Below are 25,652 nucleotides of genomic sequence, written 5' to 3'. Positions count from 1 at the left end.
GTTCCAACAAGGCTGATCTGTTTCATGCCGCTACTGTCTCACATGCCGCCGTCACGCGAAGGTTTTGCAGACATTCCCTAGGCGGGGAGCGTGGCCTGGATTTCGACCACATCATTAATTCCGCCTCTCGGCAGATCGCCATCTGCCCCGATTGCCGCCAAACCCGATAACACCAAGGGCCGCAACTGCGGCCCTTGGTGTTAGTTACTGGACTTGATGCGAAACGCCTCCTTCAGTGTTACTTCATCGTCCCAATCCCCATCTTCGAAGCATCTAACAACCCTGCTGCTCAATGCTCCTTGCACTAAATTGTACAAATTAGGCGATCTAAAATTAACTTCCAACCATAGCGCTCGATCACTCTCTTTGGTCAACCTAGCATCATATTCAGCCAACGTCTGTAGGTCCCTGTCCTTCAGGCAGACTTCCTGAGCTTGCGCTTTGACACAGGCGTCACTCGACTTCAGTGAATCGATGACAAGCTGCGCTGAAGCAGCGTCGTCAAACACCAATCTATATTCGTAGCTCATGATCCGTGCGGCCTCCCGCGAACGGCTGGCAGATCAGCAGGGTTACGGATACCAATGTGCGTTTCATTTGGATCTAGTGATACAAGTCCACGATCATTAAGTTGATTCCCAGCGGGATCTTCCTTGTGGACATGCGCGTTATTTCCCGATCTATAAGGACAAGGGCACTTGTTTCCGTATTTATGAACCCGGACCTCTGATCCGTCCGCATGCTTCCAAGTCTCGTTCACGCCATTGTCTTTCGTTTTGGCAAAGCCCGCATCATTCAGCACCGATCCTACACGTGGCGCACTTCGTCCTTTCACCCGAGGTAGATCGGATGCCGCAGAAAGCCCCAACGGATCAACCCACTGCACTGGATTCGGCGCGTATTGATAGGCATTCAGACCGCCAGCCAACCCAATCGGGTCCTTGCTGATGAATCTCCCACATTGCGGATCGTAATACCGATGCCGGTTGTAATGCAGCCCCGTCTCACGATCCCAATACTGCCCCGCAAACCGCAGAGGATTCGCGATCCCCGCCTTGCGCGCCGCCTCACCGATCACCTCCCGCGCTTCACCCCACGCCTGGTAACGCGCCGACCACGCCAGTTCACCCGCCTCGTCCGTCAACTCCTGCGGCGTGCCGATCTGATCACAATGGTAGTACGCCAGCGACGTGCGATCCGGTGCTTCGTTCTCCCCATCCCCCAGCACGGCCGGCCCCGTCACCCGCAACAGCGGCGCGAAGCTCCCCGGTTCGTACACATAATGCGTCGTCTCGCGTTTGTCCCACGACGTCTCGTACGCCAGCGTATCGCCGTCCCACCCGTACAACGTCAACCCGTAGCCGTGCTCCTGCTTCAGCCGGCGCCGCTCCGCATCCCGCCAGCCGCTGCCCGCGTTCATCAGATGCGGCACCTGTGGCTCCGTCAGCTTCGCGATGCGCCGGCCCAGCGCGTCGTACACATACTGCGCCTCCATGTGCCGGTTCTCCGCCGTCGCCATCCGGCCCAGGCTGTTCCACCCGAACACCGTGCGCTCGCCATTGCGCGTGCGCGCCGTCAGGTTCCCTTGCTTGTCGTACGTGTAGTGCGTGCCGGCATAGTCCTTCAGCAAATTGTCGAGCAGCGGCGCCGCCGGCTTCCCGCCGAGCGCGCCAATCCCGTGCGCGTCTCGCTCCGTCGCCTCCACGATATTGCTTGCCGGATCGAACGCGAACGTCTCAACGCCCAGCGACGACTGCGCACGCGTGAGCCGGCCGACTGGATCGTACGTGTACTGAATCTCGCCGCGCCGCATATCCGCAATCTGCGTCAGTTGACTCGCCGCGTCGTACTGGTAGCGGCGCTCCGCCACCTTGCCGCCCGTGCCCTGCAGCGTCTGCCGCGCAAGCCGGCCCGCTTCGTCGTACTGCGTCGCCTGCTTCAGCCCGTTGCCCAGTTCGCGCAGCGTCTCGCGGTGCGCGTCGTCCCGCTCGAAGTTCGCGATGCTCCTGCCGTCGAGCACGAGTCCGTGCACGTGCCCCGATCCATACGTCAGCCAGTCGAGCCGGCGGCCATCCGGACGCGTGGTGGCAATCCGCGCGCCTACCTCGTCGTACTCGTGCCGCCATACGAACTCGTAGCGTTCGCGCTCGACCGCCAGGCTCAGCGCTTCGCACTCAAGGTCGCCGACCGGGTCGTAAAAGCGTCGAACGGTCGACTGGCCATTCTTCGCCTGCAGCAGTCTGCCGAGCCCGTCGTACTGGAACGACTCGCGCTCGACCTTCACCTCGCCCTGCGGCTTCAGGAACACCTGCCCCCTGTCGGTAAACTGCGCCGGCCAGCCCTGACGTTGTGCAAGCCGCCCCATCGGGTCGTATTCGAACGCCTGCATGACGTCGCCATACAGGCGATTCGTCACGACTCCGCTGCCTGCATGACGGAAATACTGCGTCACGCGTTCGTCAAAGTCCGTTTCGCTGACACGACGCCCGACGTTGTCGTAGTCGAACCGGTACTCGCGTCCATTCTCGTTGCGCAGCAGTGCGATCCGTCCCTGCCGATCCCAGCCGTACTCCAGTGCATCGCCGTTGGCATTGATCCGCCGCGCCAGCAGGCCGGCGCGCGTGTAGCTGTAGCGCGTTGACCGGTTCAGCGCATCGATATGGGTCAGCAGCCGGCCCTCGGCATCGCGCTCGAACGTCTCGCGACCGCCGTCCGGATGCCCGATCCACGCAAGATGACCGGCCTCGTAGCCATACCGCGTCGCCTCGCCCGCCGGGCTCTGCTGCTGGATGAGCCGTCCGCGCGCGTCGTATTTCCACGTCGCGGTCTTGCCCGAGCAGTCCGTGTAGCTTTCGATCTGCCCGTCGTCGCGCCACGCAATTCGCCTTGTCCCGCCCTTCGGGTCCGTGATCGCGATCGGCAAGCCTGCGCGGTCGTACTCGTATTTCGTCACCCGCCCGAGCGGATCGGTCGCCTCCGTCACACGCCCCTTGCTGTCGTAGTACCGCTGCCAGCGATGACCTTCCGGGTCCTGCAAGCCGATCATGTCGCCGCCGCGGTCGTAGACGTAATACGCAGTGCGTCCGTCCTGCCGTATATGCGACGTCAAATGCCCTGCGTCGTCCCACGTGAACGATTCCTCGGTGCCGTCCGCGAACACGTGACGCGTCACGTGCTTGGCGGCGTCGCGAAAGAACCATTCTTCGGTCTGGTCCGGATACACGATCCGGTACACGTAGCCATCGATGTCGTAGTACTGCTGCGTCGTATGGCCCATCGCATCCGTGACGAAGGTCAATCGCAACCGGTCGTGCCACGTCAGCCGCGTATCGAATGTGCCGTCGTCCGCCCATTCGCGCACCGCCTTCGCGTCCAGGTGCGTGCCGTCCCATTCGAGGTTCATCCCGCGCCCGGTCCGGTCGGTGTAGCGCGTGACAAGGTGGTTCGAATAGGTATAGCTCCACGACGCGTCGTTCTCGTCAGCTGCTTCCACCAGATCGCCGGCTTCGTCGTAGCAATAGCGTGCAAGCGTGCGGATCACCGCCCCCGCATCGTCGACCCGCGTGACGCGCGTGATGCGACCGGCCGCATCGTGCGTCACTGTCACTGTGGTTCCAGCCGCGTCGATCGTTGCGAGAAGGCCGTTCGCCCACGTCAGCGCCACCGCATTGCCGGAGCGATCCTGGATCTTCGCGAGAACGAAGCGGGTGCCGCATCGCTCGTAGGTCTCGATCAACGTTTCGTCGCGCACGACCCGGAGCCGATCGACCGACTCGCGCGTGATCGTGCACGACTCGACCGGGTCGTGATGCGGCTGGCCCGAGGCCAGCGCCGGATATTCGATGCTGCGCCCCGACGCATCGTGATAGACGAACGCGTCGCCGTGCGTCTCGAACGTGACGTGATACGGCGATGTCCAGCGCGGACCGAGCGGCCCCTGCTCGTCATGGGCCCCGAAGTTCGAGCGATAGGTGCGCATCCATTCGATCGGCACGACGCCCGGCAGCACGAAATCGGTGTGCGTGAACGATTCGTCCCCGAGCGCCAGCCCGATCGCACCCCCCACCCGCGCAGGTGGCTGGCCGGTCTCGCATCTGCAGCCCGGACCGGGCTTGCGCGCGTTTGCCTCGCCGGAGATGCTCGTGATCTGTTGCCCGCCTTCCTTGCGCTTCGCCTGATTCGACCGGTGGCTGTCGATCGTCGCGAAGGCATGGCGCTTCACCTGAATCGCGCGAATCAGGATATTGAGCAGGTACATCACCGTGCCGACGTCTTCGCCGGACAAGCCGTGAATTCGACGCTTGACCTCCGGAATGCTCGTGCGGATATCGGCGGCCAGCCCGCGAATCGCCGCCCTGGCTTGCGCCGGCGTCAGCGATACGAGCACGTTCGCTTCGGCGTTCATGCCGGCCTTGTACACGTCCCACACCGCGCCAAACAGGTCGTCCAGTGTTTCGGTCGGGTCGTGCAGCAGCGCGCTGGCCGACACGCGCGCCACCTTCTGCCGGGCAGAGGCCAGATTCTCGCTGGGATCGGTCAAGCGTCCCGACGCCAACGCATCGAGCCCGTTCGCCAACTGTGTCAGGCGCTTCTCGGCCTCCTTGCCCGCTTCGTTCAGTAGTTCAGTGAGCCGGTTCTTCGCCTCCACGACGAACGGCTCGAGATCCCCCATCAACGTCGCCGTGAAGTGTCCCGCGATGACCGTCACCGATGCCGTGGCCAGATCCTTCGTGCCCTGCCTGACCTTCTGCCGCACCAGCGCCAACGTCGGGCGCAATGACATGCGCGCGGCGGCCGTCGCGGGCGGGATCGGCATCACGCCGATCAGATTGATCGCCAGATTCGCCCAGTCCAGCATTCGCTCGATTTCCTCGGCCTTCGAGCGGGGTTGGATGCTGCGATTCCGGATCAGCTTCGAGATGTCGCCACATACGTCGACGGCCGCGATGATATTGCCCAGCACCGGCAGCGCGCCCGACACTTCCTTGATGCGGCCAAGGGTCACGTATCCGCCGCTGACCGACTGCAGCCAGCTGTCGAAGCCTGCCGCGCCAGCCTCGAGATCCGCGACGTGAACGCGGTCGAGCGGCACGATCGCCATATCGACGGAAGGAAGGGGTTGCGATGGATTGGCCATGTCGTTCTTGGTGTTGTGCTTCGTGTTCGGAAACCGGCAGGCACGCGCGGCTACGGCGGCTCGGATCAGGCCATGCCTTCGGGCTGCCACCGGGGTGGCTTGAGATAGCCGGACATGGCCCACGAGTCATGCGGATCACGTTCGTACGTCACCTGGGCCGCCCCCGGGGCCAAACCACTCACCAGCGCTCGGCCCGCCGCATCGAGCGTGCCGCTGTGCCTGGCACCCTGGCTATCGATGACCGTGAAGGTGCTTTTCTCGACCGGCGAATCCGTCACGTAATGACGCAACACTTCGAGCTGGCCCGGCCCGGACTTCGGGAAGGGCGGGAAGCCCCCGCCTTTCCCCTGCGGTCCGTCCGTCTGATGGCTGCCCGCATGGATCGTGTGCTCGCCTGCCGTGTGCACCGTGTAGCCCTGGTCGCTGATGCGCACTTGCGTACTGCCGGCGTGGAGTACGATTTCCCTGGCCGCATGGAGCTGGATGCTGTCCGCGGTACTCATCACGCGAATCGATTGCCTGGCTTTCAGGTCGATGCCGTCGGCCTGCGCTTCGATGCGCACCTTGCCCGCGGCCGCGACCAGCGCCATCCCGGCCTTGTGCACGAACAGCGAGAACGCGTTCGACACGCTCGCGAACAACGATTGACCCACGGCGAGCGCCACGTGCCGGCCGCTCGTCACCGCAACGTCCTCGTTGCTCGCCACGTGCGCGCTACGCGCGGCCGCCACGCTGACGCCCGCCGCGCTCGCCAGCACCAGATCCGGCTCCTTCAACTCGGGGAAGTCGTTCTCGCCCGCCGGCGCGTGGCCCCGAATCGCGTCGTTGCGCGCCTTGATCGCCTTCGCAACCTCGCTCTGATCCGCGTCGCGCTGCTGTGCCTCGTGCTGCTGCGCGAGACCAGACAGGCTTTCCTGCAGCTCGCGCGCCCGCGTCAGCCGACCCACCGCCGCCGTGGCCTCCTTCGCCTGGCCCGCAGCGTTCGGTTGGCCATCGGTCGAGACGAACAGCCCCATCAGCGCGCGCACCACGCCCCAGTAATCGGTACGCAGATCGAATCCCCTTCCGCGCGCGTCCGCCCGGCCCGTCTTCCTCACGATGCGCCGGATGTTCCCCAGCGCCAGCGCCGAGTTGCCTGCGTCGCTCGCAATCTGCGTTTGAATCTGCCCCTGTGTATCGTCGATCGCGACATGACCGGATGCCGTGCCATGAAACTCGCGACCGCGCAGCACCGCGACCGCCTGGTTCGCCGGCTGCTCCAGCGCCGGTTGCCGAAACGCGTTCACCTGGCTGCCTGCGACCACCGGCAGGTCGGGATCGCCGTAGTAGTGCATCACCGCCACTTCATGGCCGATCCGAGGCAGGAACATCGCGCCCATGTCGACGCCCTGCCACGGCGACAGCACGCGCAACCAGATGCCCGCGTGCTCATCCAACTTACCTTGTCGGTCCCACTTGAATTGAACCTTTACTCGGCCATAGCGGTCGGTCCAGACTTCTTGTCCGGCTGGCCCTACGACGATCGCCATCTCGGGGCCGCTGAGCTGGGGTTTCCGTACACTGCGTTCGAGCCGGAACGGCTCGTTCGCAGGCAGCAACTCGAACTGCGCTTCGCACCGATACGCCTGCCCTGCGCCCGAGCGATCCCCCACCTCCTCGATGTCGAGCGCACACGACACCACCACATATTCGCGATTCGCCGCCTGCTGCGGGTAGCCCGTCAATGTGAAGGTGCGGCCAACCGTCAGCCCGCGGAGATTACCCCGACCGTTGGCGCGCAATCCCGCGCAGCGCTTCGCCTCGAGTTGCACGCGTGCGAGATGCCGTGCTTCCTGCTCGGTATGGTTGGGTTCTCCCGTGAGGCCGGACGCACCCGCCAGCGGCTGGCTGTAGTCCCCCCAGTCGTAGATCTCGCCATTCGCGCTCGTGGTCTCGCGCGGGTTCTCCTCGGTAATGGTGAGATCGGCACGCGGCCGCGTGTAGTCGTAATCCACCACCGTCACGCTGCCGGACGTCAGCCGGCTCGTCACCGACAGCGCGTGGATGTGCTCCTCGTCGATCCGCTTGCCGTCCGGCGACAGGTAGCGCACCGTCTCGTACGCCGCGCCGTGCGGATGGTAGCCGCCTGTCGTGTCGCACAGCACGAGGCGCTGGTGGCCGCCTTCGTGGTCGATCCACCACCAGATGCCCCACTCCTCCCACAGCCGCTGCAGGAATGCCCAGTCGGTCTCGAACGCCTGGCGCTGCACGTCACGCTTCGGGTAGCGGCCGCGGAACGCGCCGGCCAGCCGCTTGTCGACGGGATACGGGTACTTCGCGAGCACCGCGCCCGTGATCTCCACGACGCTCATGTCCTGGAAGATCCGGCTGTCCTGCGTGAGCATCGCGCGGTACAGCCACGGCCGCAATTCGAGTTCGTACAGGATCGAGTGGCGGTCCTCGCCCGCGACGCGCGCCTCGGTAACCAGCGCCGTGATCTCCCGCGTGCCCGCGCCAACATTCCCGCGTCCGGCATTGCCCGCGAGACCAGGAATAAACCGCCCTTTGCCTTCGAGCTGGATCGACACAGTCACCTCGGTGCCGACGATCTTGTCCAGGTCGAGATTGGCCGTCACGCTCGGCGAGAACGCGAATGCGTAGTCCGTGCGCAGCGTGACGACATAGCGGCATGCGTCGAGACGGCCGATCGTCTCGGTGCCCTGCAGCCGCACCGGCGCAAACACCGGCAGAGCGTCAATGCCGTAGGTCGGCAGTGCCGCCCCCGAAATCGACAGCGTGCGGGCTTGATCGAGTGTCGGCATACCCAATCTCCCGTCTCTCATGCGCCGACCACGGTCGCACCGCAACCGGTCTTGTCGCCGTGATAACCCACGCGCCGGCCCCGGTGCGTACGCGGGCCGCTCGCCAGCAGCGGGAAAACACCACCGCATTTCGGGCAGATCACGCCGTGGCCGTCCAGCGATACGGCGATCCCAAGGTGCTTCAGTTCATCGTTCGCTTCGATGACCTTGCCGCCATGGTCGGTCACGTCGCCAAGACGGACCATGTCGCGACCCCGTGCGTCTCGCATGACGTCTACCTCGCAAGAGAAATGAAATTTTTCTCTTGTACCTAACTTCAAATCGACACGCAATTTTTGAGATTGATTTCCAAGTTTTTCAGCCCATTGAATCAATCAATCGCGAAGGCTGTAGTACTTATACGAGCCCTAACACGCAGATTCAGACAACTCCGACCATGCTTGCTTCACCCCCTCGGCCTCACGCGTTTCGCCCGCACGATCGGATTCGATCGCGACGTCAGGCTCATCGCGCCGCGCAAATGCTCGAACGCGACATCCTCCTTCCGCCCGAAACGGCCGACCGCCGGCCATGCGAGCACTTCATCGAGCCACCTCCCCCATGCGTCGCCGTGAAAGCGGCGCGCGAATTCGCGCACCCTGTCCGGCGCGGAGATCACGATACCCGCCAGCAGGTAATACGCCCAGAAACTGCCCGCGCCGACGAGCCGGTCGAGCCGGCACACGGACACCGCCGCGAGCAGACCGTCCACCGACGCGAGATCGGCGCGCCGTTCGCGAATCGCGCGCGCAACGAGATTGTGCTGACCGCCGTACGCGGCGAAGGACATCCCCTTGCCGGCTGCAAGCGCCGCGCCGAACATCGCGAGCGCGGCCATCTCGTCAATGCGCGCGGCATCGTCGCGCGGCCCGCAGACGCGCAGCACGATCGCGTCGATGATCGCCCCGGGCCGGGCCGACGGCTCCACGCAGGCCGCCGCGACGGCCGCGCGTCGTTCTCTCAGGTTCTTCGCGGGCGGCGCTTCGCCGTTCGCGGATTGTTCTCGTCCTTCGGGTTCGTCGGCCTCATCGCCGCCGGGTGCGACGCCGACGGCAATCCGCTCGAGCGCGGCCCAGCCGTCGTCGGGATCGTCGAAGGCCCACGCATCGACGAATCCGTGCGCCGACTCGAATACCGCGCGCGATCCCCGGCAGCGTCGCTCGCCGTGCGCGAGCTGCCGCGCGTCGGGAACGTGCGTGCATGCGCCGAGCGGATCGCTCGCATCGCACGCGCACCCGCCGCCGTCCGTTGCAATCCACGGCGCGAGTTCGTGCAGGACGGCGGTCGCGTCGTGCGACAGGTTCACGCCGGCTCGCACGCGCGCCATGCGCGACGGCAGGACGGCCATTGCGCCGGCATCGTCCGTCGCCACGCAAGCCGCTTCGTCCAGGTGTTCGATCAGGTACTGCAGCCACGCGGCCGTGCGCAGCCGGTCAGGCGTCGCACCGCGGGCATCGCCATACTTCGCTGGGTCGGTGAGCATGGGGGGTCCGGAATGGTTGTTTGGTGTCGGCCGAAGCAGGCGGCACGGTGCGTCGCACCGGCCCCCTGCATGGCCGCCCGCGTCGGATCGCGAAGCAGGCGGCGAGCCGGTCGTCGCACCGATACGCGCGACGACGCACATGCATCGCGAAACCGGAACGCCCGCCGCGCATCCCTGCACGGCCCTCGTCCAAGGCAGGCGTCCGGCCTCGATCACGCGACGCTTACTGCACGTGGAACTTCGGCGACGTGGCGACCGTGCCGCTGACCGTACAGTCCGGCGTCAGCACCGCATTGTTGAACGTCAGCGACGAGTTCGGATCGCTCCACGTCGTCACGACCTTGCTCGGCCCGCAGGTGCCGAGCAGCGTCACGGTCACCTTCGCGTTGTTGATCGACAGCTGCGTCGTGCTGTCGGCCTGCCCCGTCCACGGCGCCGCGCTGGTCGCGCTGCCGCTGATCAGGCCGCACGTCGCGCCGCCCGCGAACGTCGTCGACGTGATGTTGACGATGCCGGTCGAGCTGATCGTGCCGTTGAACGTCGCGTTGCAGCTCGCGTTGATCGCCCCCTTGGCCAGGACCGTGAGGCCCGTCGCGGAGAACGGCTCCCCGTTCGGATTCATGGCCTGACCGTCGGCGCGCGACACGCTCACGGCGTAAGCAGGCGCGGCCGACACCGCGGTGAATGCCACTGCAGCCACAAGCGATACGATTTTGCGAATGCTCATTTGAACTGCCCCCTCTCTCTTCACAGATGGCGGCACGCCGCCAGGAACGCGACACCCCGGCCGGCGTGACCCGGCCGCCCGGTCGCAGGAAGCCGCCGGCGCGCGTGCTGCGCGCCGGACGGCTCAGAACTTGTAGGAAATCCCGACGAACGTGATCAGCGGGTCCGCCTTCAGCCGCGTGCGCGTGGTCGCGAGCGTCGACCCGTCGGCGGCCTTGATCACGAGCGACGAATAGGTCTTCAGCGGCATGTAGGTCAGCGTCGCCGTAAGCCCCCAATGCTTGTCGATCGCATAGCTCGCGCCGACGTTGTAGACCGGCGTGAACGACGACGACGCCTTGCCCTCCACCGACGTCGGCCCCGGCTTGCCGGCGCCGGCCGCGAGCACGCTGCCGAGGTTCTCGTTGATGTCCTTCGCGAAGTTGCCGTTCAGTTCGATGTTGCTGAACCAGCTGTAGGCCACGCCGATCCCGACGAATGGACGGAACTTCGCGGTCGGCGCATTGAAGTAGTACTGCAGGATGATCGTCGGGCTCCACTGCCGCGCATTCTTCACGGCCGGCTGGTTCGACGGGTTGTCCATGTCGACGCTGCCGAGCGAGCCGGCCGGGCCGGGCGGCCGGATCACGCCGTGCCCGGTCAGCGTGAACTCGGGCGGCACGCCGAGCACCGACGTCACCGCGATGTGGTCGGTGAAGAAGTGCGTGAGCGTGAGGCCGACCGTATCGGCGTTGTTGACCGTCAGGCTCGTGCCCGGCGACGTGAACGATCCGGGCAGCCGCAGCGGCCCGTTGATCGGCATGCTGGCGAGATTCGTCGTCAGCCCGTTGGTCGAGTCCTGCGGCATGATGTGCAGCCAGCCCAGCGTCGCGACGTTGTCGCCCGCCTGCTGGGCCGATGCGAGTGTCGACACGCCCGCGACGACCCCCGCGACAATCAGCTTCTTCATTGAGTCTCCCCCTCGTTCTGTCCGGGCGCCGCGCTGCCGCGCGCGACGCCACCGTGTCTCCATCCATGCGCGGTCACTGCACGAACGCGCCGACCGTGAAGTACGGACTGCTCGTATCGGCCATGTCGAGGAACCCGAACACGCCGCCGGTGAACACGAACTTGCCGGTCGCCGGCCCTGACGCCGCATCCGCATGCACGGTCGTCACGACGCCCGGCACCTGCTGCGTGTAATCGAGGTTCAGCGCACGCGTGAGCGCGGCCTGCGACGCGTTGAACGGATCGAGCAGCGTGGCCTGCGCGCCGACCAGTGCGGTCGCGCGATAGTTGAATGCGCTGTCGACGCCCGTGTACTCGCCGTTCTGCGAGCCCGGCGCGATCGCCGTTCGCGGGCTCAGGAACGAGATGCCCGATTCGTCGTCCGCGCTCGGCGGGCCCTGCGTGAGGTCTGCGTTCGCGGCACCGGTGCGGATGAAGATCGGCACGAGCTGGTTGCGCAGCTTGCCGACGATCATGATTCCCTTGCCGGCCTTCGCCGGATCGAGTGCGGCAAGCGTCGGCGGAATCTGCGGCTGGTAGTTCAGCGACTGGAACGCCGGCGCATCGGCACGCAGCGTGAACGGCTGGTTCACGGTCGCGCTCGACGCCAGCGGCTGGCCGCCGTTCTTCTTCCCGAAGTTGTCGGTCTCGACGTAGCTGCCGTCCGCATGGATCGTCACCTGCCGGTCGAGCGCCACCGGCTGGAAGCTCTGCGACGGCACCTGGTGGTAGCCGAGCTGGTTGTACGTGCCGGCGATCTTCGACAGATCGGTTTCGAGCGACGAGAAGCTGATGAACGGGTAGTAAGGGAACGTCGTCTTCGGAATCCTGCCGACGCCGATCACGCCGTCGAACTGGATCGTCGCGCCCGGAATCGCGCCGCCCAGCACGCCTTCGCCGAGGAACAGGCGCGCCGGCCGGCTCGGGTCGAGGCTCGCGTTCTGCATCCGGAACGTGCACTGGTTCAGCTTCACCGTCGGCAGGCCCGTCTCGTCGGCCAGCGTGCCGTCGACGACGTTGGCCGGCGCCGTGTCGCGCGTCGGCTGGACGGTGCCGGTGGTCGTCGGCACCGGCGACGCGAGGTAGGTCATGCGGTACGTCATCTTCGTCGTGTCGAGCTGCACCTTCACGAGTTCGCCCGAGCCGGAGCCGCCGATGAACACCGTGTTGTAGTCGATGGTCTGCGGGCACAGCCGGACCACCGGCGCGGGCGGCGGGTCGCCGTCGCCGCCGCAGGCGACCAGCACGGGCGCGAGCGACGCCGCGGCCATCCAATTCTTCACATTCATAGGAATCCTCTTGAATTTCGATTCGCCGGCGGCGACGCGTGCGCCGCCCGTGTTCCGTGTTCCGTGTTCAGTCCGCCGTTACTGGACGAACGCGCCGACCGTGAAGAACGGGTTGACCTTGTTGTTGTTGACGACCATCGCGTAGATGTTCCCGGCCGTCACCAGCCAGCCCGTGTCGCCCTTGCCGAAGATCGCGACGTTGCCGTTCGCCCCCTTCGCGTTGAAGTCCTGCGAGACCGTGACCTTGATCTTGCCGGGTGTGGCCTGCGTGTAGTCGAGCGCGAACCGCGACGTGACCGACGACGTCTGCGGATCGATGAACGCCGCGGTGGCGCCCTGGAACAGCGTCGACGTGTAGTTCGCGGCCATCGTCGACACGGCGGTGCCGTCGTTGCAGCTGCCCGCTTCCGGCATGAAGAACGTGCCGTTGAACGTGCCGGGCAGATCCGGATGCGGGATGTTCGGATTGAAGCTCGGGCCCGGCAGCGCGATGGAGTTCCCGACGCCGGTGGACGTCACGACGCCGCACGCCGACGCGCTGGTCGCGCCGATATAGCCGCCCTTCAGGGAATTCGCGGCGATCGCGGTGGTCGACGACAGCATCGAGATCCCGACTTCGGCATCGGCGACCGATGCGAGTGCATTGCTCTCGTCGACATGGGTGTAGCCGACACGAATCACGATCGGCACCCGCACGCCGTTCAGCTTGCCGACGATCATGATGCCCTTCGCCTGGCTCGGCGTCAGGATCACGATGCCCGGCGCCGGTCCGGCAACCGGATACACGATCGTGCCGAACTGGTTCGCCGCCGCATTGCTCACGAACACGTTGTCGGCCGATCCGTCGGCGTTCTTGCGCAGGGTCCACGGCGAACCGGTCGTCTGGCATGAGTAGTCGCTGCCTGGCGTGATCGTGCACGACCCGTCCGCATTGAACGTCTGGTTCCAGTTGACGACGTCCGGCTCCCAGCCGACGGCACCGTTCGCATCCTGCGCGGTACCGCCGACGGGCGACAGGTGAATGCCGACTTCGTTGTAGTTGCCCGCGACCTTCGTGAAGTCGGTTTCCGTTTCGGTAAAGCCGATGAACGGATAGAAATCGAACGTGCGTGACGGCACCACGCCAAGCACGAAGCCGGGGAACGGTTCGAGCCCCTTGAACGCGATCGTGGCGCCCGGAATCCCGCCGCCGACGACCCCGTTGCCGACGAACAGCATCGGCGGGTCCGCGCGATTGATCGTCACCGCATACGCGCCGTCGCTCGTCGCGCCGCTGTCGAGCACGAACGCGCAGCGGTTCTGCTCGGCCGTCGGCAGGTTGGTCGGATGATGGAACGCGCCGCTGATCGTCAGGCCCGCACGCGTGTTGTTGACCTGCCCCGCCGACGTCGGCACCGACGACTCGATGAACTGCATCTGGTAGGTGAGCTTCGTCGTGTCGAACTTCACCTTCACGTATTCGCCGCTGCCGGAACCGCCCGTGTAGGTCGTCGTGTAGTCGAGCGAATCCGGACACAGCTTCGTCACGACGGGCGGCGTCGTTTCGGCGCCGCTCGGCCCGCATGCGCTGCCCGAGCACTGCGGCACGTTGATCGGGCCCGGATCGTCGCCGCCGCCGCAACCGGCGACGAACGGCAGCGCCAGCACGGCGCACGACAGGATCGCCTTCCGCCATTCAGGAATGCAAATCATCAACCCCTCCTTTTGAGGTACGACAAGTCTCGCCCGGACGGGCTGCATGGCCCGCCGGTTGGTATCGCGCCGTCGCGACCGCGCGCGGCGCATGACGATGCGCGCCATGCGCGCCGCGTTGCCGGTCAGGCAGATGCGATCAGGACCGCCGCGGCAGGCAAGCGCTATCCGGCGGCGCCGTCATGCGGCAGGGCGCCATCGGGGAATTCGAAACGGAATGGGGTGCGTCGCTACAACGACAACGCGATGCGATGATGCAGGCATGCGACTCGCGTCGCGCCCGCATCCGGCGAAAAGCAGGAAAACGGCAGTCCGGCTGGCCCCTCGGATAGGACTCTCATGGTGTGGTCTCCATACGTACGCTTGATTCGTTATCGTGATGCGTCGTTTGTCGAGACTATGATCGGACGATACGCACAAGTAAATGGATGCAGAGTTCCAAACGCGCCGAACCGCGCGATCCAAGTGCGAGCAGGATGTTTGACAATTTTTCAAACAGCCTTCAATTTATTTGCTCAGACAAATACTCGGGCTGCACAACGCACGCGCGATCGCAGTCCGATCGAACGAGAACGACGCACATTGTTCGCTCGATTCAAATAAAGCACCGCATTGTTGAATGACGCCCAAGCATTTCCCGCAAATCCCGCACCGGCATCGCATGTCCTTGCCGTCGCAATGCATTTCCATCTTCCGATTGCTAATATGGCGGTCCTGCGATCCCGCACCACAACGCCGTTCGACATGACGCCCGTTCGCCATGCCGCCCCCGACACCGGCCGCTCCGCCGCGGCCGCACCGGGCACGCGCGGCGCGCAGCGTCGAACCGACCGGCCGTGCCATCCGTGAGCATGCAACCGATCCTTTCCGTCTCCGACCTCTCCAAGACTTACGCGTCCGGCTTCCAGGCGCTGAAGCACGTGACCCTCGACATCCGCCCCGGCGAGATCTTCGCGCTGCTCGGGCCGAACGGCGCGGGCAAGACCACGCTGATCGGCTCGATCTGCGGCATCGTCACGCCGACCGAAGGCCGCGTGACGGTCGGCGGCCACGACATCCGCGATCATTACCGCGCCGCTCGCGAAATGATCGGCCTCGTGCCGCAGGAACTGACGACCGACGCGTTCGAAACCGTCTGGGCGACCGTGTCGTTCAGCCGCGGCCTGTTCGGCAAGGCGCCCGATCCCGCGCACATCGAGAAGACGCTGAAGGCGCTGTCGCTGTGGGACAAGCGCGACAACAAGCTGATGACGCTGTCGGGCGGCATGAAGCGCCGCGTGATGATCGCGAAGGCGCTGTCGCACGAGCCGCGCATCCTGTTCCTCGACGAGCCGACGGCCGGCGTCGACGTCGAACTGCGCCGCGACATGTGGAAGCTGGTCGACTCGCTGCGCGAAAGCGGCGTGACGATCCTGCTGACCACGCACTACATCGAGGAAGCCGAGGAGATGGCCGACCGGATCGGCATCATCCTCGGCGGCGAGCTCGTGCTCGTCGAAGAGAAGCGCGAGCTGATGCGCAAGCTCGGCAAGAAGCAGCTGACCGTGCAGCTCGAGCATCCGCTCGCGAACGTGCCGGCCGATCTCGCCGCGTTCGGGCTCGAACGCGCGGACGACGGCGCCGCGCTCGTCTACACCTACGACTCGCAGCGCGACGACGCGAGCATCGCGAAGCTGATCAACGCGCTCGGTTCGGCCGGCATCGGCTTTCGCGACCTGCATACGACGCAGAGCTCGCTCGAGGATATCTTCGTCAGCCTGATCGACAACCGCCGCAACGGCGCACAAGGGGCGTAACGCACATGGCGAACTGGAATTTCCACGGCATCCGCGCGATCTACCGCGCCGAAATGGCCCGCACGCGCCGCACGCTGATGCAGAGCATCATCGCGCCGGTGATCTCCACGTCGCTGTACTTCGTCGTGTTCGGCTCGGCGATCGGCTCGCGCATCAGCGACGTGAACGGGATCGGCTACGGGTCGTTCATCGTGCCGGGCCTCGTGATGCTGTCGCTGCTGTCGCAGAGCATCTCGAACGCGTCGTTCGGCATCTACTTCCCGCGCTTCACGGGCACGATCTACGAGATATTGTCCGCGCCCGTGTCGTACTGGGAGATCGTGATCGCATACGTGGGTGCGGCCGCGTCGAAGTCATTGCTGCTCGGGCTCATCATCCTGGCGACGGCCGGCCTGTTCGTGCCGCTGCACATCCTGCATCCGTTCTGGATGGTGCTGTTCCTCGTGCTGACGTCGATCACCTTCAGCCTGTTCGGCTTCGTGATCGGCATCTGGGCCGACAGCTTCGAGAAGCTGCAGCTCGTGCCGCTCCTGATCATCACGCCGCTCACGTTCCTCGGCGGCAGCTTCTATTCGGTCGACATGCTGCCGCCCGCGTGGCGCATCGTCACACTGTTCAACCCGATCGTCTATCTCATCAGCGGCTTCCGCTGGTCGTTCTACGGGCTGGCCGACGTGCACGTGGGGATCAGCCTCGCGGCGACCTCGCTGTTCCTCGCGATCCTGCTCGCGATCGTCGCGTGGATATTCCGCACCGGCTACAAGCTGAAGAACTGACGCGGCTCGGCCGCGGGGTCACCCCGGTTCGCGGATCCGGGGCAGCGCTGCTAGACTGGATCGGAAGATCGACTGCTGCCGTTTGCCGCACCGCAACCCGCGGTGCGGCAAACGGCGCGGCTCCCCCTTCCCTGCGCGAGGATCCCCGATGAGCGCCTCCCGAATCGACGTCGTCAGCGGCGGCCTGTTTCGCGCCACCTCCTACGTCGACACGCTAAACCTGAGCTTCAGCCAGTTCTTCGTACGATCGCCGCACGGCGACGTGCTGTGCGTCGAAACGGGCACCCGTTCCAATTTCACGCAACTGAGCGCGGCGCTCGACACCGTCGGCATCGCGCCGTCGATGGTCAGCAGCGTGATCGTCCCGCACTTCGAGGCCGACGAAATGGGCGCGCTGCCCGACTTCCTCGCGGCCAACCCGGCGCTCGTCGCGTACGGACATCCGATGTGTACATGGGGGCTCGCCGACGTGTTCGGCGTGCGCGCGATTCCGTTGAAGGACGGCGAGCCGGCGACGCTGTCGGGCATCGACGTCGTGCCGGTCTTCACGAAACACGTGCATCAGTGGGATGCGCTCGTCGTGTATCTGCCGGCGTACAAGGCACTGCTGTCGTCGGACATCCTGATGCGCTTCGGCAGGGACGAGACCGACGACCCGCTGCCGGCGATCCTCGACGCGATCACGCGCTCGGACTACCTGCCGTCGCTCGCGCACCTGGCGAGCGCGCTGCGCCGCATCCAGGCGCTCGATCTCGACATCATCCTGCCGATGCATGGCCCGGCGATCACGCACGACATTCCGCGCGTGATCGCCAGTGTGATCGCTCATTGCGAGGCGGCCGCGGCGTAACGCACGCGCTGCCGCGTGCGGCCGCCGGCCGCCCGTCGCCCTTCAGACGCCGGTCACGACGAATTCAGCGGACGCCTTGCTCTGGATCGCGGCCATCACCGCGAGTTCGCGCTTGCTGCGCGGCTCGCCGGCCACGACGCCCGTCGCATGCTTGGCCTTCGCACCGAGCGGAAAGAACACGAACGACGCGCCGGCCGGTGCATCCGGTTCGGCCCGCAGGCGCTTGTTCAGAATCTTCAGGTACTTTTTCTTCGAGACTTCCTTCGTTGCCATGGCGCCCTCCACATGAACGTATTGCTGATCAGCATACCAGTTTTGACCCGCGGCACCGGCGCGCCGCCGCACGATCGATCTGCACCGGAATCGGTCGTCTTGCGCGACTTGCCGCGCCAGGCCGTGGCTGCCGTCCGCCCCGTCGTCGGTCGTCGACATTTTTTGCGCGCGATGTCGATTCGCGCGATCGTCACGCGTCGTAGTGTCGTAGCCGATCGATTTGCCGTCCGTACGGCCGGCCGATTGTGGACTCCCCCTTTCCCTTTCAAGGAGCAGCAACAATGCGCGTCATGGTGATCGTCAAGGCAACGGCCTCTTCCGAATCGGGCGCGATGCCCGATACCGCACTGCTGGCCGCGATGGGCCAGTACAACGAGGCACTCGTGAAGGCCGGCGTGATGCTCGCCGGCGAAGGTCTGCACCCGAGTTCGCGCGGCAAGCGCGTGCACTTCTCCGGCAAGGACCGGACCGTCATCGACGGGCCGTTCGCCGAAACCAAGGAACTCATCGCCGGCTACTGGCTGTGGCAGGTGAATTCGATGGAAGAAGCCGTCGAATGGGTGAAGCGCTGCCCGAACCCGATGCCGACCGAATCGGACATCGAGATCCGCCAGATCTTCTCGCCCGAGGATTTCGGCGAGGCCTTCACGCCGGAGCTGCAGGAACAGGAAGCGCGGCTGCGCGCGCAACTCGGCGACGGCCCGAAGGCGCCGCCGGCCGGGAACTGACGGATCGCACTGACCTGCCCGCCGGGCAGGCCGCCTCGCAGTCGTGCGCGGCGGCCCGCCCGGAAAGTCTCGGGTCGATCGCGCCCCGGCACCGCGCCACCCGCCGTTCCAGCCTGCCCCTCGGCGCTTTTTTTCACCTCCGTTGTCGATTTCCCTGGTTGCCGGCCGTCCTGAAGTCGTAAGCCGCGTTCGCCTTCCGGCGGACGACCATCCGACCACCCACCCCAAGGAGATGCGACCATGCGCGTCCCGGTAATCGTCAAGGCCACCGCCGATTCCGAATCCGGCCGGATGCCCGACCCTGAAATGATCGCCGCGATGGGCCGCTTCAACGAGGAGCTGGCGAAGGCCGGCATCCTGCTGGCCGCCGACGGGTCGCAGCCGAGCATGCGTGGCAAGCGCGTCCACTTTGCCGGCAAGAACCGCACCGTCATCGACGGCCCGTTCACCGAAACGAAGGAGCTCGTCGCCGGCTTCTGGCTGTGGCAGGTGAAATCAATGGAAGAAGCGGTTGAATGGGTGAAGCGCTGCCCGAATCCGATGCCCGGCGACTCCGACATCGAAATCCGCCCGCAGTTCGAAGCCGAGGATTTCAGCCCGGCATTCACGGCCGAACTGCAGGCGCTGAAAGCGACACTGAGCGCGCAAGCCGAGGCCGGGAAGCGCACGTAAGCCGTGCGGCGTCAGGCGACTCCACATGACCGCCGGGCGCCTTCGCTACCCGCCGACGCGTGCACGGCTCACGCGCGATTGCGCGGCACCGCGAGCCGCTCGACCGCCCCAGCGGTCACGTCCCTGAACATCCCGGCATTGCCGTACGCCCGCGCGGCAAGCATCGCGCCATAGACCAGCGACACGAACGTCGCGGCCTCGGTCTGCACCGACACGCCCGGCTGCACGACGCCGTCTTTCACCCCTGTGTCGAGCACGCGCACCAGCCACGCCGCAAGGTCGTCGAAATGCGCCGTCACCGCCCGCGCGACTTCGTCGGGCAGCGCCGGCAACTCCGCGCCGAGCATGCCGGCGACGCAGAACGGCGCGCTGTCGTCCGCGATGCAGCGTTCCCAGTAGCCGATGTATGCGCGCATCTGCACCAGCGCGTCGGCACCGCTCGCGTCGAGCAACGCCATGTCGGCATCGAATTTCGCCTGCGACTGCTGCAGCACGGCGACCGCCAGATCCGCCTTCGTCGGAAAGTGGTGGTGAATGCTCGCCTTCCTGATGTCGATCGCGTCGGCGATGTCGGCATAACTGAACCCGCTGTAGCCGCGCCGCATGATCAGTTGCCGCCCGGCTTCGAGTATGCGGCCCGCCGTACTGTCCCCCGATACCGTCATTTTTCCTACCATCTAGTCGGATGAAAAACATGAATAGTTTACCCCCTTGAGATACTCTTTTCCAGCCACGATTTCTTCTTGCATATCACCCTACCTACTAGTAGGATGACTTCATCGACGGAACAAGACGCCTGTCGATATCCGACGGTTCCTACCCTGTCTTCCCTCTGGAGAATGAAAATGAAGCGTTTTTCCCAAGTCGGCCAGATCGCCGCGGCACTTGCCCTGACCGCCGCCGCACTCGGCTCGCATGCGGCCGTCGCCGCCCCCGTCAAGAACGTCGTGCTGGTTCATGGCTACTTCGCCGACGGCTCGGGCTGGCAAGCCGTCTCGAACATCCTGACACGTGACGGCTACAAGGTTTCCGTCGTGCAACAGCCGGAAACGTCGTTCGACGACGACGTGAAGGCAACCCGGCGCGTCGTCGACGCGCAGGACGGCCCGAGCATCCTCGTCGGCCATAGCTACGGCGGCGCGGTGATCACCGAAGCCGGCAACGACGACAAGGTCGCGGGCCTCGTCTACGTCGCAGCATTCCAGCCCGACACCGGCGAAAGCCCGCTCGAACTGACCAAGAAGATGCCGCCCGCGACAAAGGCGATCAAGGCTACCGAAGACGGCCATCTGTATTTCGACGAAGCGTCGTTCCATGCCGACTTCGCGGCCGACGTGCCGGCCGCCCAAGCGAAATTCATGGCGATCTCGCAAGTCACGCCGGCCGCGCAGTCGTTCGGCGTGCCGATCACGCACGCCGCATGGCGGACGAAACAGAGCTGGGCGGTGGTCGCCACCGCGGACCGCGCGATCAACCCCGAGCTCGAACGCTTCATGACGCAACGCGCCGGCAGCAAGACGATCGAACTCAAGTCGAGCCACGTCGCCTACATCTCGCATCCCGCTGAAGTCGCGAAGCTGATCGAACAGGCGGCCCGGGGCACCGGCACGGAGTAATGCAGCGCGTTGCCCGAGGCGCCCCGGTTGACGCTGTCGGCCCAGTAACGTATCGTTTTGATACGTTACTGGGCCGACAAACGCTTTCCATCATGCATTCCCGTTTCGACCGTTTTCGCGCGACGCCGCTCGGCGCGCAACTCGAAGCGCTGATCGCGCGGCCTGAGCGCTATGTCGAATTCGCGGCGCTGTCGCGTGTCGGCGTCGCCGCGATCGGCGCAATCCAGCACGAAATCGCGCACAAATTCCCCGAAATCGAAGCCGATACGACGGCCCGGCAGTTCTGCGGCGCGATGGTCGCCGACGTGATGCGCCGCCACGGGCATGACGTCGTGCAGGCGCGCGGCCGGATCGGCGGCGCGCTGTTCAGCTACGGCGCGGTATTCAGCGCATTTCCGCAGGTGCTGCCGTTCGCCGACGTCGTCGCCGAGCTGGCCGCGATGCCTGCGCGGATCGCCGCGTATGCCGCGCACTTTCCCGCCATGCTCGTCACGCGCCGCCCGGCCGGCACGGGCTTCTCGCTCGTCGAGCATGCATGCCACCTGCGCGACCTCGACGCGGTGTTCGCCGAACGCATCGCGGTCGTGCGCGCGCACGAACTGCCGGTGATCGCCTCCGTCGACGGGACGGCACTCGCCGTGCAGCGCGACTACGTGGCACAGCCGCTCGACGACGCGCTTGCCGCGTTCCGCACCGGGCGCGCCGCACTGTGCGCGACGGCCACCGCGCTGCAACCGTCGGAACTGGCGCGCTGCGGGCTGCGCGACGGCATCCGCCGGATGTCGCTCGACGAACTCGTGCGCGAACTGCTCGACCACGATCGCACCCACGTGCTCGAACTCGACGAACTGCTCGCCGAACTCGAATTGCCGCCCATTCCGTCGTCGACCGCCCAATGAACCCGCCCGCCCCGCCCGTCGTCTTCGTCCACGGTTTCATCGGCGCGTTCGACGTGCCCGCATGGCCCGGCCCGCATCTCGCCCCCGACCTGCTCGGCTACGGCGTCCATCGCGACACGCCGTTCGACGCGATCACGCTCGCCGCGCAGGTCGAGCATCTGCGGCAGGCCGTCGACACGCACTACGGCGCGCAGCCGGTCGATCTCGTCGGTCACTCGGTCGGCGGCGCGATCGCGATGCTGTTCGCCCATGCCCACCCGGCGCGCGTGCGCCGGATCGTCAACGTAGAAGGCAACTTCACGCTCGACGACGCATTCTGGTCGGCGTCGGTCGGCCGCATGTCGCCCGCGCAGGCCGACGCGATGCTCGACGGCCTGCGCAGCGATCCATCCGGCTGGCTGCGCGGCGCGATCGACGAACCGTCACCGCGCCAGCTCGACGACGCGCGCCGCTGGCTCGCGCATCAGCCGGCGTCGACGCTGCGCGCGATGGGACGCTCGGTCGTCGCGACGACGGGCGAACCCGGCTATCTGCAGCTGCTGGCCGAAGTTTTCGAGCGCCATCCGGTGTGGCTCGTCGCCGGCGATCGCTCGCGCGCGGGCTGGCATGTGCCGGACTGGGCGCTCGCGCGCTGCGCCGGCTTCGAAACGATCGCCGGCTGCGGGCACCTGATACCGGCCGAGCGGCCCGCCGCATTCCGGGAGACGCTGGCGCGCTGCCTCGGCTGAACGCGAAGCCGGCCCGATCGCGCGCCGGCCACCTGACAACTCGTAGGATTCGCCGAAATTTGGCTGAAAGGCACGGTTGCTAGAGTCGACCAACAGGGTTTTCCCGATGCCCGACCGCCGAACGGAAACGACACATGCGAGGCTCCATGAACCTGGTACGCACGTTCTGGCTACTGCTGCTGCTCGCCGTCGCGGGCCCGGCCCTCGCCTTTCAGGCGCGGGTCGTCGCGATTCCGAGCGCGGCGATGAACGAGACGCTGAAGGCGACGGTCGTGCTGCCGGACGACTATGCACGCCTCCACCACGGCCCGGAACGCGGCGTCGAGCGCTTTCCGGTCGTCTACCTGCTGCACGGTTCCGGCGGCGACCACACCGACTGGACCGCGAACACGCGCATCGCCGCGCTGGCCGATCGCTATCACGTGATCCTGGTGATGCCCGACGGCGGACACGAAAGCTGGTACATCGACAGCCCGTTCGACTCGGGCAGCCGCTACGAAACCTTCGTCGGCGACGAAGTGGTGTCCTACGTCGACACCCATTTCAGAACGATCTCGGCCAAGGGCGCACGCGCGATCACCGGGCTCAGCATGGGCGGCTTCGGTGCGCTGCGCATCGCGCTCGACCGGCCCGACACGTTCGGCGCGGTCGGTAGCATCAGCGGCGCGGTCGATCCGCGCTGCTGCGAGGACGAGCCCGGCATCGACCACGTGTTCGGCGATCCCGGCCGCCATCCGTCGTTCTGGAACCGCAACGCGATCGTCGAAAGCGCGCGCGCGTTCGTCCGTGCGCATCTCGACCTGACGATCGACTGCGGCCGCGACGACTCGTTCGTCGGCTCGAACCGCACGCTGCATCAACGACTCGTCGCACTCGGCGTGCCGCACGACTATGCGGAGCGCCCAGGCGGTCACACGTGGGACTACTGGGCGCATGCGATCCGCTACCAGATGCAGTTCTTCGCGGCGTCGTTCCAGCACGGCGGCTACGCGTAGGATCCGCACACCCGCGTCGTACGCCATCCGCTCGGCATGGCGCGACGGAAGCGATGGCGGGTTCGTGGAGGATCAGTGACTGACACGCCGGACGCTATCGCCCGGCACGTTGGTACGTCGTCGGTCCGTTGACGTGCCGGGCGTCGAGCGACGCGGCAAGAATCAACACGAAAAACGGAAGACGACGGTGGCGGAAGCGAACGCAGAAGCCGCGAATTCAGTTGCCGTGCGCCGTGTCGGCGCTCACCACGCGATCGAAGAATTCCTGCGCACGCGCCAGTTCGTCGAGTGCGCGATCGAGGCGCGACATCGCCAGTGCATATTCGGCCGACGAGATGTCGTCGTCGCTTTCGCCGCGCACGGCGCGAAACGCCTGGTCGACGTTGCGCGTCGCTTCGACGAAGCGTTGCGCGGCCCGGGCTTCCCGCGAACAGATGTGGGTCGACATCGACACTTCTCCCTCAGGGTTGCTGTGTGAAGCAAGCCGACACCCAGTGTGCGTGGTGCGCATGTCGGTGGCGTGAACGACGGCAAGCAGCCGGTCGACGCACGGCCACCGCGCGGCACGCTTCGTGGCGATTGTCGCTCCACACTCGCCGATCCGCCATGGCGAGATTGCAACACATTCTTGCGCGCGCCGCGATGGCGGCTACATTCGTGCGTGCGTTGCACGCCCGTTCAGCCACCCTGCTTCGCGTCACGCGCCGCGCGTGAGCGGCGCGAACGTCATGCGCGCCCGATGCGCGGATGCGCGAGACCGCCGAACGCGGCCGCTTCGCCGGGCGACAGATCGAACAGATCGCCGGTGGGCTCGTGCGGATGCTCGGCTGCGGGCCGGCTGCGCAGCCGCGCGGCATGCGTGGGCGCGACATAGGCGGCCGCCGTTTCGATCGGCGGCACGTCGAACAGGTCGCGCGTGACACCGCGCACGGCATCCGTCGGCGACTTTCCGCGCAAGCGCGCGACCAGTTCGACGAAGCGATCGAAATCGCCGGCGCGCGTCGCCTTGTTCACTTCGGCGAGATCGCGTGCCTTCAGCACGCACGGCTGCGCGAGCCGCACGAAATACGGCGCTTCGAGTTCGACCGACAGCGCGAGCGGATAGCTCTTGCCGGTTTGTTCCTTCGCACGCCCGATGCAGTCGACCACGGCGGCGCCCTGCGCGACGCCGAGCGGCTTGCCCGTGCTCACGCTGCGCAGGTGATCGGGAAACACGCGCAGTTGCGTGCCGACCGTCAGCGCGGTAGACGATGCGCAGACGAGCGCGTAGTGCTGTTCGCGACGCCGGCCCGACGGCAGCGTCGAACGGCTCGCGATGAACGTGTGCGGGGGCAGCGGCCGCACCTGGCCGCTGGCGTCGACCCACGCATTCCACAGCAGTGCGTCCTCGCGCCTGCGCTCGCCCGGCCGCGTGCGCGATGCGACCGGCGAAAACAGCGCGAGCAGCGAACCCGTGCGATGCGCGGCGACTTGCGCGCTGCTGCCGAGCGGCTGGTTGATGCCCCACAGAAAACGCCCGCCCCCGAGCCGGCGCTCCCATTCCTTGCGGAGCACGACGGTCGGCAGTTCCTCGCCGGACTCGGTACCGATCTTCGTCCAGCAGAACGTGGGAGGGAGGTGTTTCAGTGTCATCAACTTTCTCGGAATACAGCCTCGCTGGTGACAGCAAGCCCATTCAACAACCGTAACTGTATAGGTATAATGCATCGCATGGAAGCCCCGGACCATGATTTTCCTGTACAAGACCTGTTACGCCGTCTGATGGCGGACACGCGATCGTCCAGCGAAATTGCACGGCTTTCCGGGGTCAGCCAGCCGACCGTATCGCGCCTGCGGCTGTCGAACGGGCATCGGCTGCGGCGCAGCGCGCCATTCAACAAGCTATGCAGTTTCTACGGTGTCGATACCGGCCCGGCGCGCCGCCGCTACAACGACCTGCTGCGCGACGCGATCGTCGACGCGTGGGACGGCTCCGACGAGCACGGGCGCGCGCTGCTGGTCGTGATTCAGGGGTTGAAGGATCTGCAGGCGAAGGCCGACGACGGGTGACGACGCGCAGGCGTTCATGGATGGATGGATGGATGGATGGATGGAAGACTGAAAGCACCCGGCGGGCGGTGGCGAATGCGATTCGTCATCGCCCGTTTTGCATCGGCGAGGCGACA

23 protein-coding genes are annotated in these 25,652 nt (G+C 65.9%); 11 read left to right on the top strand and 12 right to left on the bottom strand.

The features are described from left to right. Nucleotides 1-526 precede the first annotated feature (526 nt). From DIE06_RS31975 to DIE06_RS31940, 8 genes are all read right to left on the bottom strand, one after another. Nucleotides 527-5,137, bottom strand: coding sequence for an RHS repeat-associated core domain-containing protein (locus tag DIE06_RS31975; protein WP_124664856.1), 4,611 nt, complete (start codon nucleotides 5,135-5,137; stop codon nucleotides 527-529). 65 nt (nucleotides 5,138-5,202) lie between these two features. Further along, nucleotides 5,203-7,938: a type VI secretion system Vgr family protein gene (locus DIE06_RS31970; protein WP_124664855.1), complete on the bottom strand. Its 2,736-nt coding sequence runs from the start codon at nucleotides 7,936-7,938 to the stop codon at nucleotides 5,203-5,205. A gap of 17 nt (nucleotides 7,939-7,955) precedes the next feature. Next, entirely contained in the window at nucleotides 7,956-8,207 is a 252-nt protein-coding gene (locus DIE06_RS31965; RefSeq protein ID WP_124664858.1) for a PAAR domain-containing protein, read from the bottom strand. Between the two features lie 176 nt (nucleotides 8,208-8,383). Then, nucleotides 8,384-9,460 carry a hypothetical protein gene (locus DIE06_RS31960; protein WP_124664854.1) on the bottom strand — a complete coding sequence of 359 codons (1,077 nt, stop codon included), beginning with the start codon at nucleotides 9,458-9,460 and terminating at the stop codon, nucleotides 8,384-8,386. A gap of 223 nt (nucleotides 9,461-9,683) precedes the next feature. Next, nucleotides 9,684-10,187, bottom strand: a complete 504-nt coding sequence (locus DIE06_RS31955; protein WP_124664853.1) for an activator protein — start codon at nucleotides 10,185-10,187, stop codon at nucleotides 9,684-9,686. A 123-nt stretch (nucleotides 10,188-10,310) separates the two neighbouring features. Continuing rightward, nucleotides 10,311-11,135: an OmpW family protein gene (locus DIE06_RS31950; protein ID WP_124615598.1), complete on the bottom strand. Its 825-nt coding sequence runs from the start codon at nucleotides 11,133-11,135 to the stop codon at nucleotides 10,311-10,313. A gap of 73 nt (nucleotides 11,136-11,208) precedes the next feature. After that, entirely contained in the window at nucleotides 11,209-12,462 is a 1,254-nt protein-coding gene (locus tag DIE06_RS31945) for a DUF2957 domain-containing protein (RefSeq protein WP_124664852.1), read from the bottom strand. A gap of 78 nt (nucleotides 12,463-12,540) precedes the next feature. Further along, a complete protein-coding gene (locus DIE06_RS31940) occupies nucleotides 12,541-14,154 on the bottom strand; it encodes a DUF2957 domain-containing protein (RefSeq protein ID WP_124664851.1) in 1,614 nt (537 codons plus the stop codon). A gap of 851 nt (nucleotides 14,155-15,005) precedes the next feature. On the opposite strand from DIE06_RS31940, the gene DIE06_RS31930 reads away from it, so the two are divergent. The 3 genes from DIE06_RS31930 to DIE06_RS31920 all read left to right on the top strand — a co-directional run bounded on the left by DIE06_RS31930 (nucleotide 15,006) and on the right by DIE06_RS31920 (nucleotide 17,576). After that, nucleotides 15,006-15,950 (top strand): ABC transporter ATP-binding protein, encoded by a 945-nt coding sequence (locus tag DIE06_RS31930; protein ID WP_124664849.1) that lies wholly within the window; start codon nucleotides 15,006-15,008, stop codon nucleotides 15,948-15,950. A gap of 5 nt (nucleotides 15,951-15,955) precedes the next feature. Further along, nucleotides 15,956-16,726, top strand: a complete 771-nt coding sequence (locus DIE06_RS31925; protein ID WP_124615603.1) for an ABC transporter permease — start codon at nucleotides 15,956-15,958, stop codon at nucleotides 16,724-16,726. 148 nt (nucleotides 16,727-16,874) lie between these two features. Further along, on the top strand, nucleotides 16,875-17,576 hold the full coding sequence (locus DIE06_RS31920; protein WP_124664848.1) for an MBL fold metallo-hydrolase: 702 nt from the start codon (nucleotides 16,875-16,877) through the stop codon (nucleotides 17,574-17,576). 42 nt (nucleotides 17,577-17,618) lie between these two features. Here the strand turns inward: DIE06_RS31920 and DIE06_RS31915 are convergent, their stop codons facing one another. Continuing rightward, complete coding sequence (locus tag DIE06_RS31915; protein ID WP_124664847.1) at nucleotides 17,619-17,849, bottom strand: hypothetical protein; 231 nt, start codon at nucleotides 17,847-17,849, stop codon at nucleotides 17,619-17,621. 12 nt (nucleotides 17,850-17,861) lie between these two features. On the opposite strand from DIE06_RS31915, the gene DIE06_RS31910 reads away from it, so the two are divergent. From DIE06_RS31910 to DIE06_RS31900, 3 genes are all read left to right on the top strand, one after another. After that, a complete protein-coding gene (locus tag DIE06_RS31910) occupies nucleotides 17,862-18,146 on the top strand; it encodes a hypothetical protein (RefSeq protein WP_124664846.1) in 285 nt (94 codons plus the stop codon). Continuing rightward, nucleotides 18,131-18,577, top strand: coding sequence for a YciI family protein (locus tag DIE06_RS31905; RefSeq protein ID WP_124664845.1), 447 nt, complete (start codon nucleotides 18,131-18,133; stop codon nucleotides 18,575-18,577). The genes DIE06_RS31910 and DIE06_RS31905 overlap by 16 nt, the downstream gene beginning before the upstream one ends. Before the next feature lie 240 nt (nucleotides 18,578-18,817). Next, nucleotides 18,818-19,249 carry a YciI family protein gene (locus DIE06_RS31900; RefSeq protein ID WP_124664844.1) on the top strand — a complete coding sequence of 144 codons (432 nt, stop codon included), beginning with the start codon at nucleotides 18,818-18,820 and terminating at the stop codon, nucleotides 19,247-19,249. 68 nt (nucleotides 19,250-19,317) lie between these two features. Here the strand turns inward: DIE06_RS31900 and DIE06_RS31895 are convergent, their stop codons facing one another. Next, entirely contained in the window at nucleotides 19,318-19,914 is a 597-nt protein-coding gene (locus DIE06_RS31895; protein ID WP_124664843.1) for a TetR/AcrR family transcriptional regulator, read from the bottom strand. Between the two features lie 180 nt (nucleotides 19,915-20,094). On the opposite strand from DIE06_RS31895, the gene DIE06_RS31890 reads away from it, so the two are divergent. The 4 genes from DIE06_RS31890 (at nucleotide 20,095) to DIE06_RS31875 (ending at nucleotide 23,487) form a co-directional block, all read left to right on the top strand. Continuing rightward, nucleotides 20,095-20,865, top strand: a complete 771-nt coding sequence (locus DIE06_RS31890) for an alpha/beta hydrolase (RefSeq protein ID WP_124664842.1) — start codon at nucleotides 20,095-20,097, stop codon at nucleotides 20,863-20,865. 92 nt (nucleotides 20,866-20,957) lie between these two features. After that, entirely contained in the window at nucleotides 20,958-21,764 is an 807-nt protein-coding gene (locus DIE06_RS31885; protein WP_124664841.1) for a DinB family protein, read from the top strand. Beyond that, complete coding sequence (locus DIE06_RS31880; RefSeq protein ID WP_124664840.1) at nucleotides 21,761-22,492, top strand: alpha/beta fold hydrolase; 732 nt, start codon at nucleotides 21,761-21,763, stop codon at nucleotides 22,490-22,492. The genes DIE06_RS31885 and DIE06_RS31880 overlap by 4 nt, the downstream gene beginning before the upstream one ends. Before the next feature lie 146 nt (nucleotides 22,493-22,638). Further along, entirely contained in the window at nucleotides 22,639-23,487 is an 849-nt protein-coding gene (locus DIE06_RS31875; RefSeq protein ID WP_185733521.1) for an alpha/beta hydrolase family protein, read from the top strand. A gap of 217 nt (nucleotides 23,488-23,704) precedes the next feature. Here DIE06_RS31875 and DIE06_RS31870 read toward each other — a convergent pair whose 3' ends face one another. Both DIE06_RS31870 and DIE06_RS31865 read right to left on the bottom strand, forming a co-directional pair. Then, the gene (locus DIE06_RS31870) at nucleotides 23,705-23,935 is read right to left on the bottom strand and encodes a hypothetical protein (protein ID WP_124664838.1); all 231 of its coding nucleotides are present in this window, start codon (nucleotides 23,933-23,935) and stop codon (nucleotides 23,705-23,707) included. A 278-nt stretch (nucleotides 23,936-24,213) separates the two neighbouring features. Further along, the gene (locus DIE06_RS31865; protein WP_124664837.1) at nucleotides 24,214-25,119 is read right to left on the bottom strand and encodes a hypothetical protein; all 906 of its coding nucleotides are present in this window, start codon (nucleotides 25,117-25,119) and stop codon (nucleotides 24,214-24,216) included. 78 nt (nucleotides 25,120-25,197) lie between these two features. Here DIE06_RS31865 and DIE06_RS31860 point away from each other — a divergent pair, with 78 nt between their 5' ends. Continuing rightward, nucleotides 25,198-25,536, top strand: coding sequence for a helix-turn-helix transcriptional regulator (locus DIE06_RS31860; protein ID WP_044844401.1), 339 nt, complete (start codon nucleotides 25,198-25,200; stop codon nucleotides 25,534-25,536). The last annotated feature ends 116 nt before the right edge of the window (nucleotides 25,537-25,652 follow it).

The sequence above is a fragment of the Burkholderia sp. Bp8998 genome (assembly GCF_003854235.1).
Taxonomy (GTDB): Bacteria; Pseudomonadota; Gammaproteobacteria; order Burkholderiales; family Burkholderiaceae; genus Burkholderia.
This window is presented reverse-complemented; position numbering and strand designations above follow the sequence as displayed.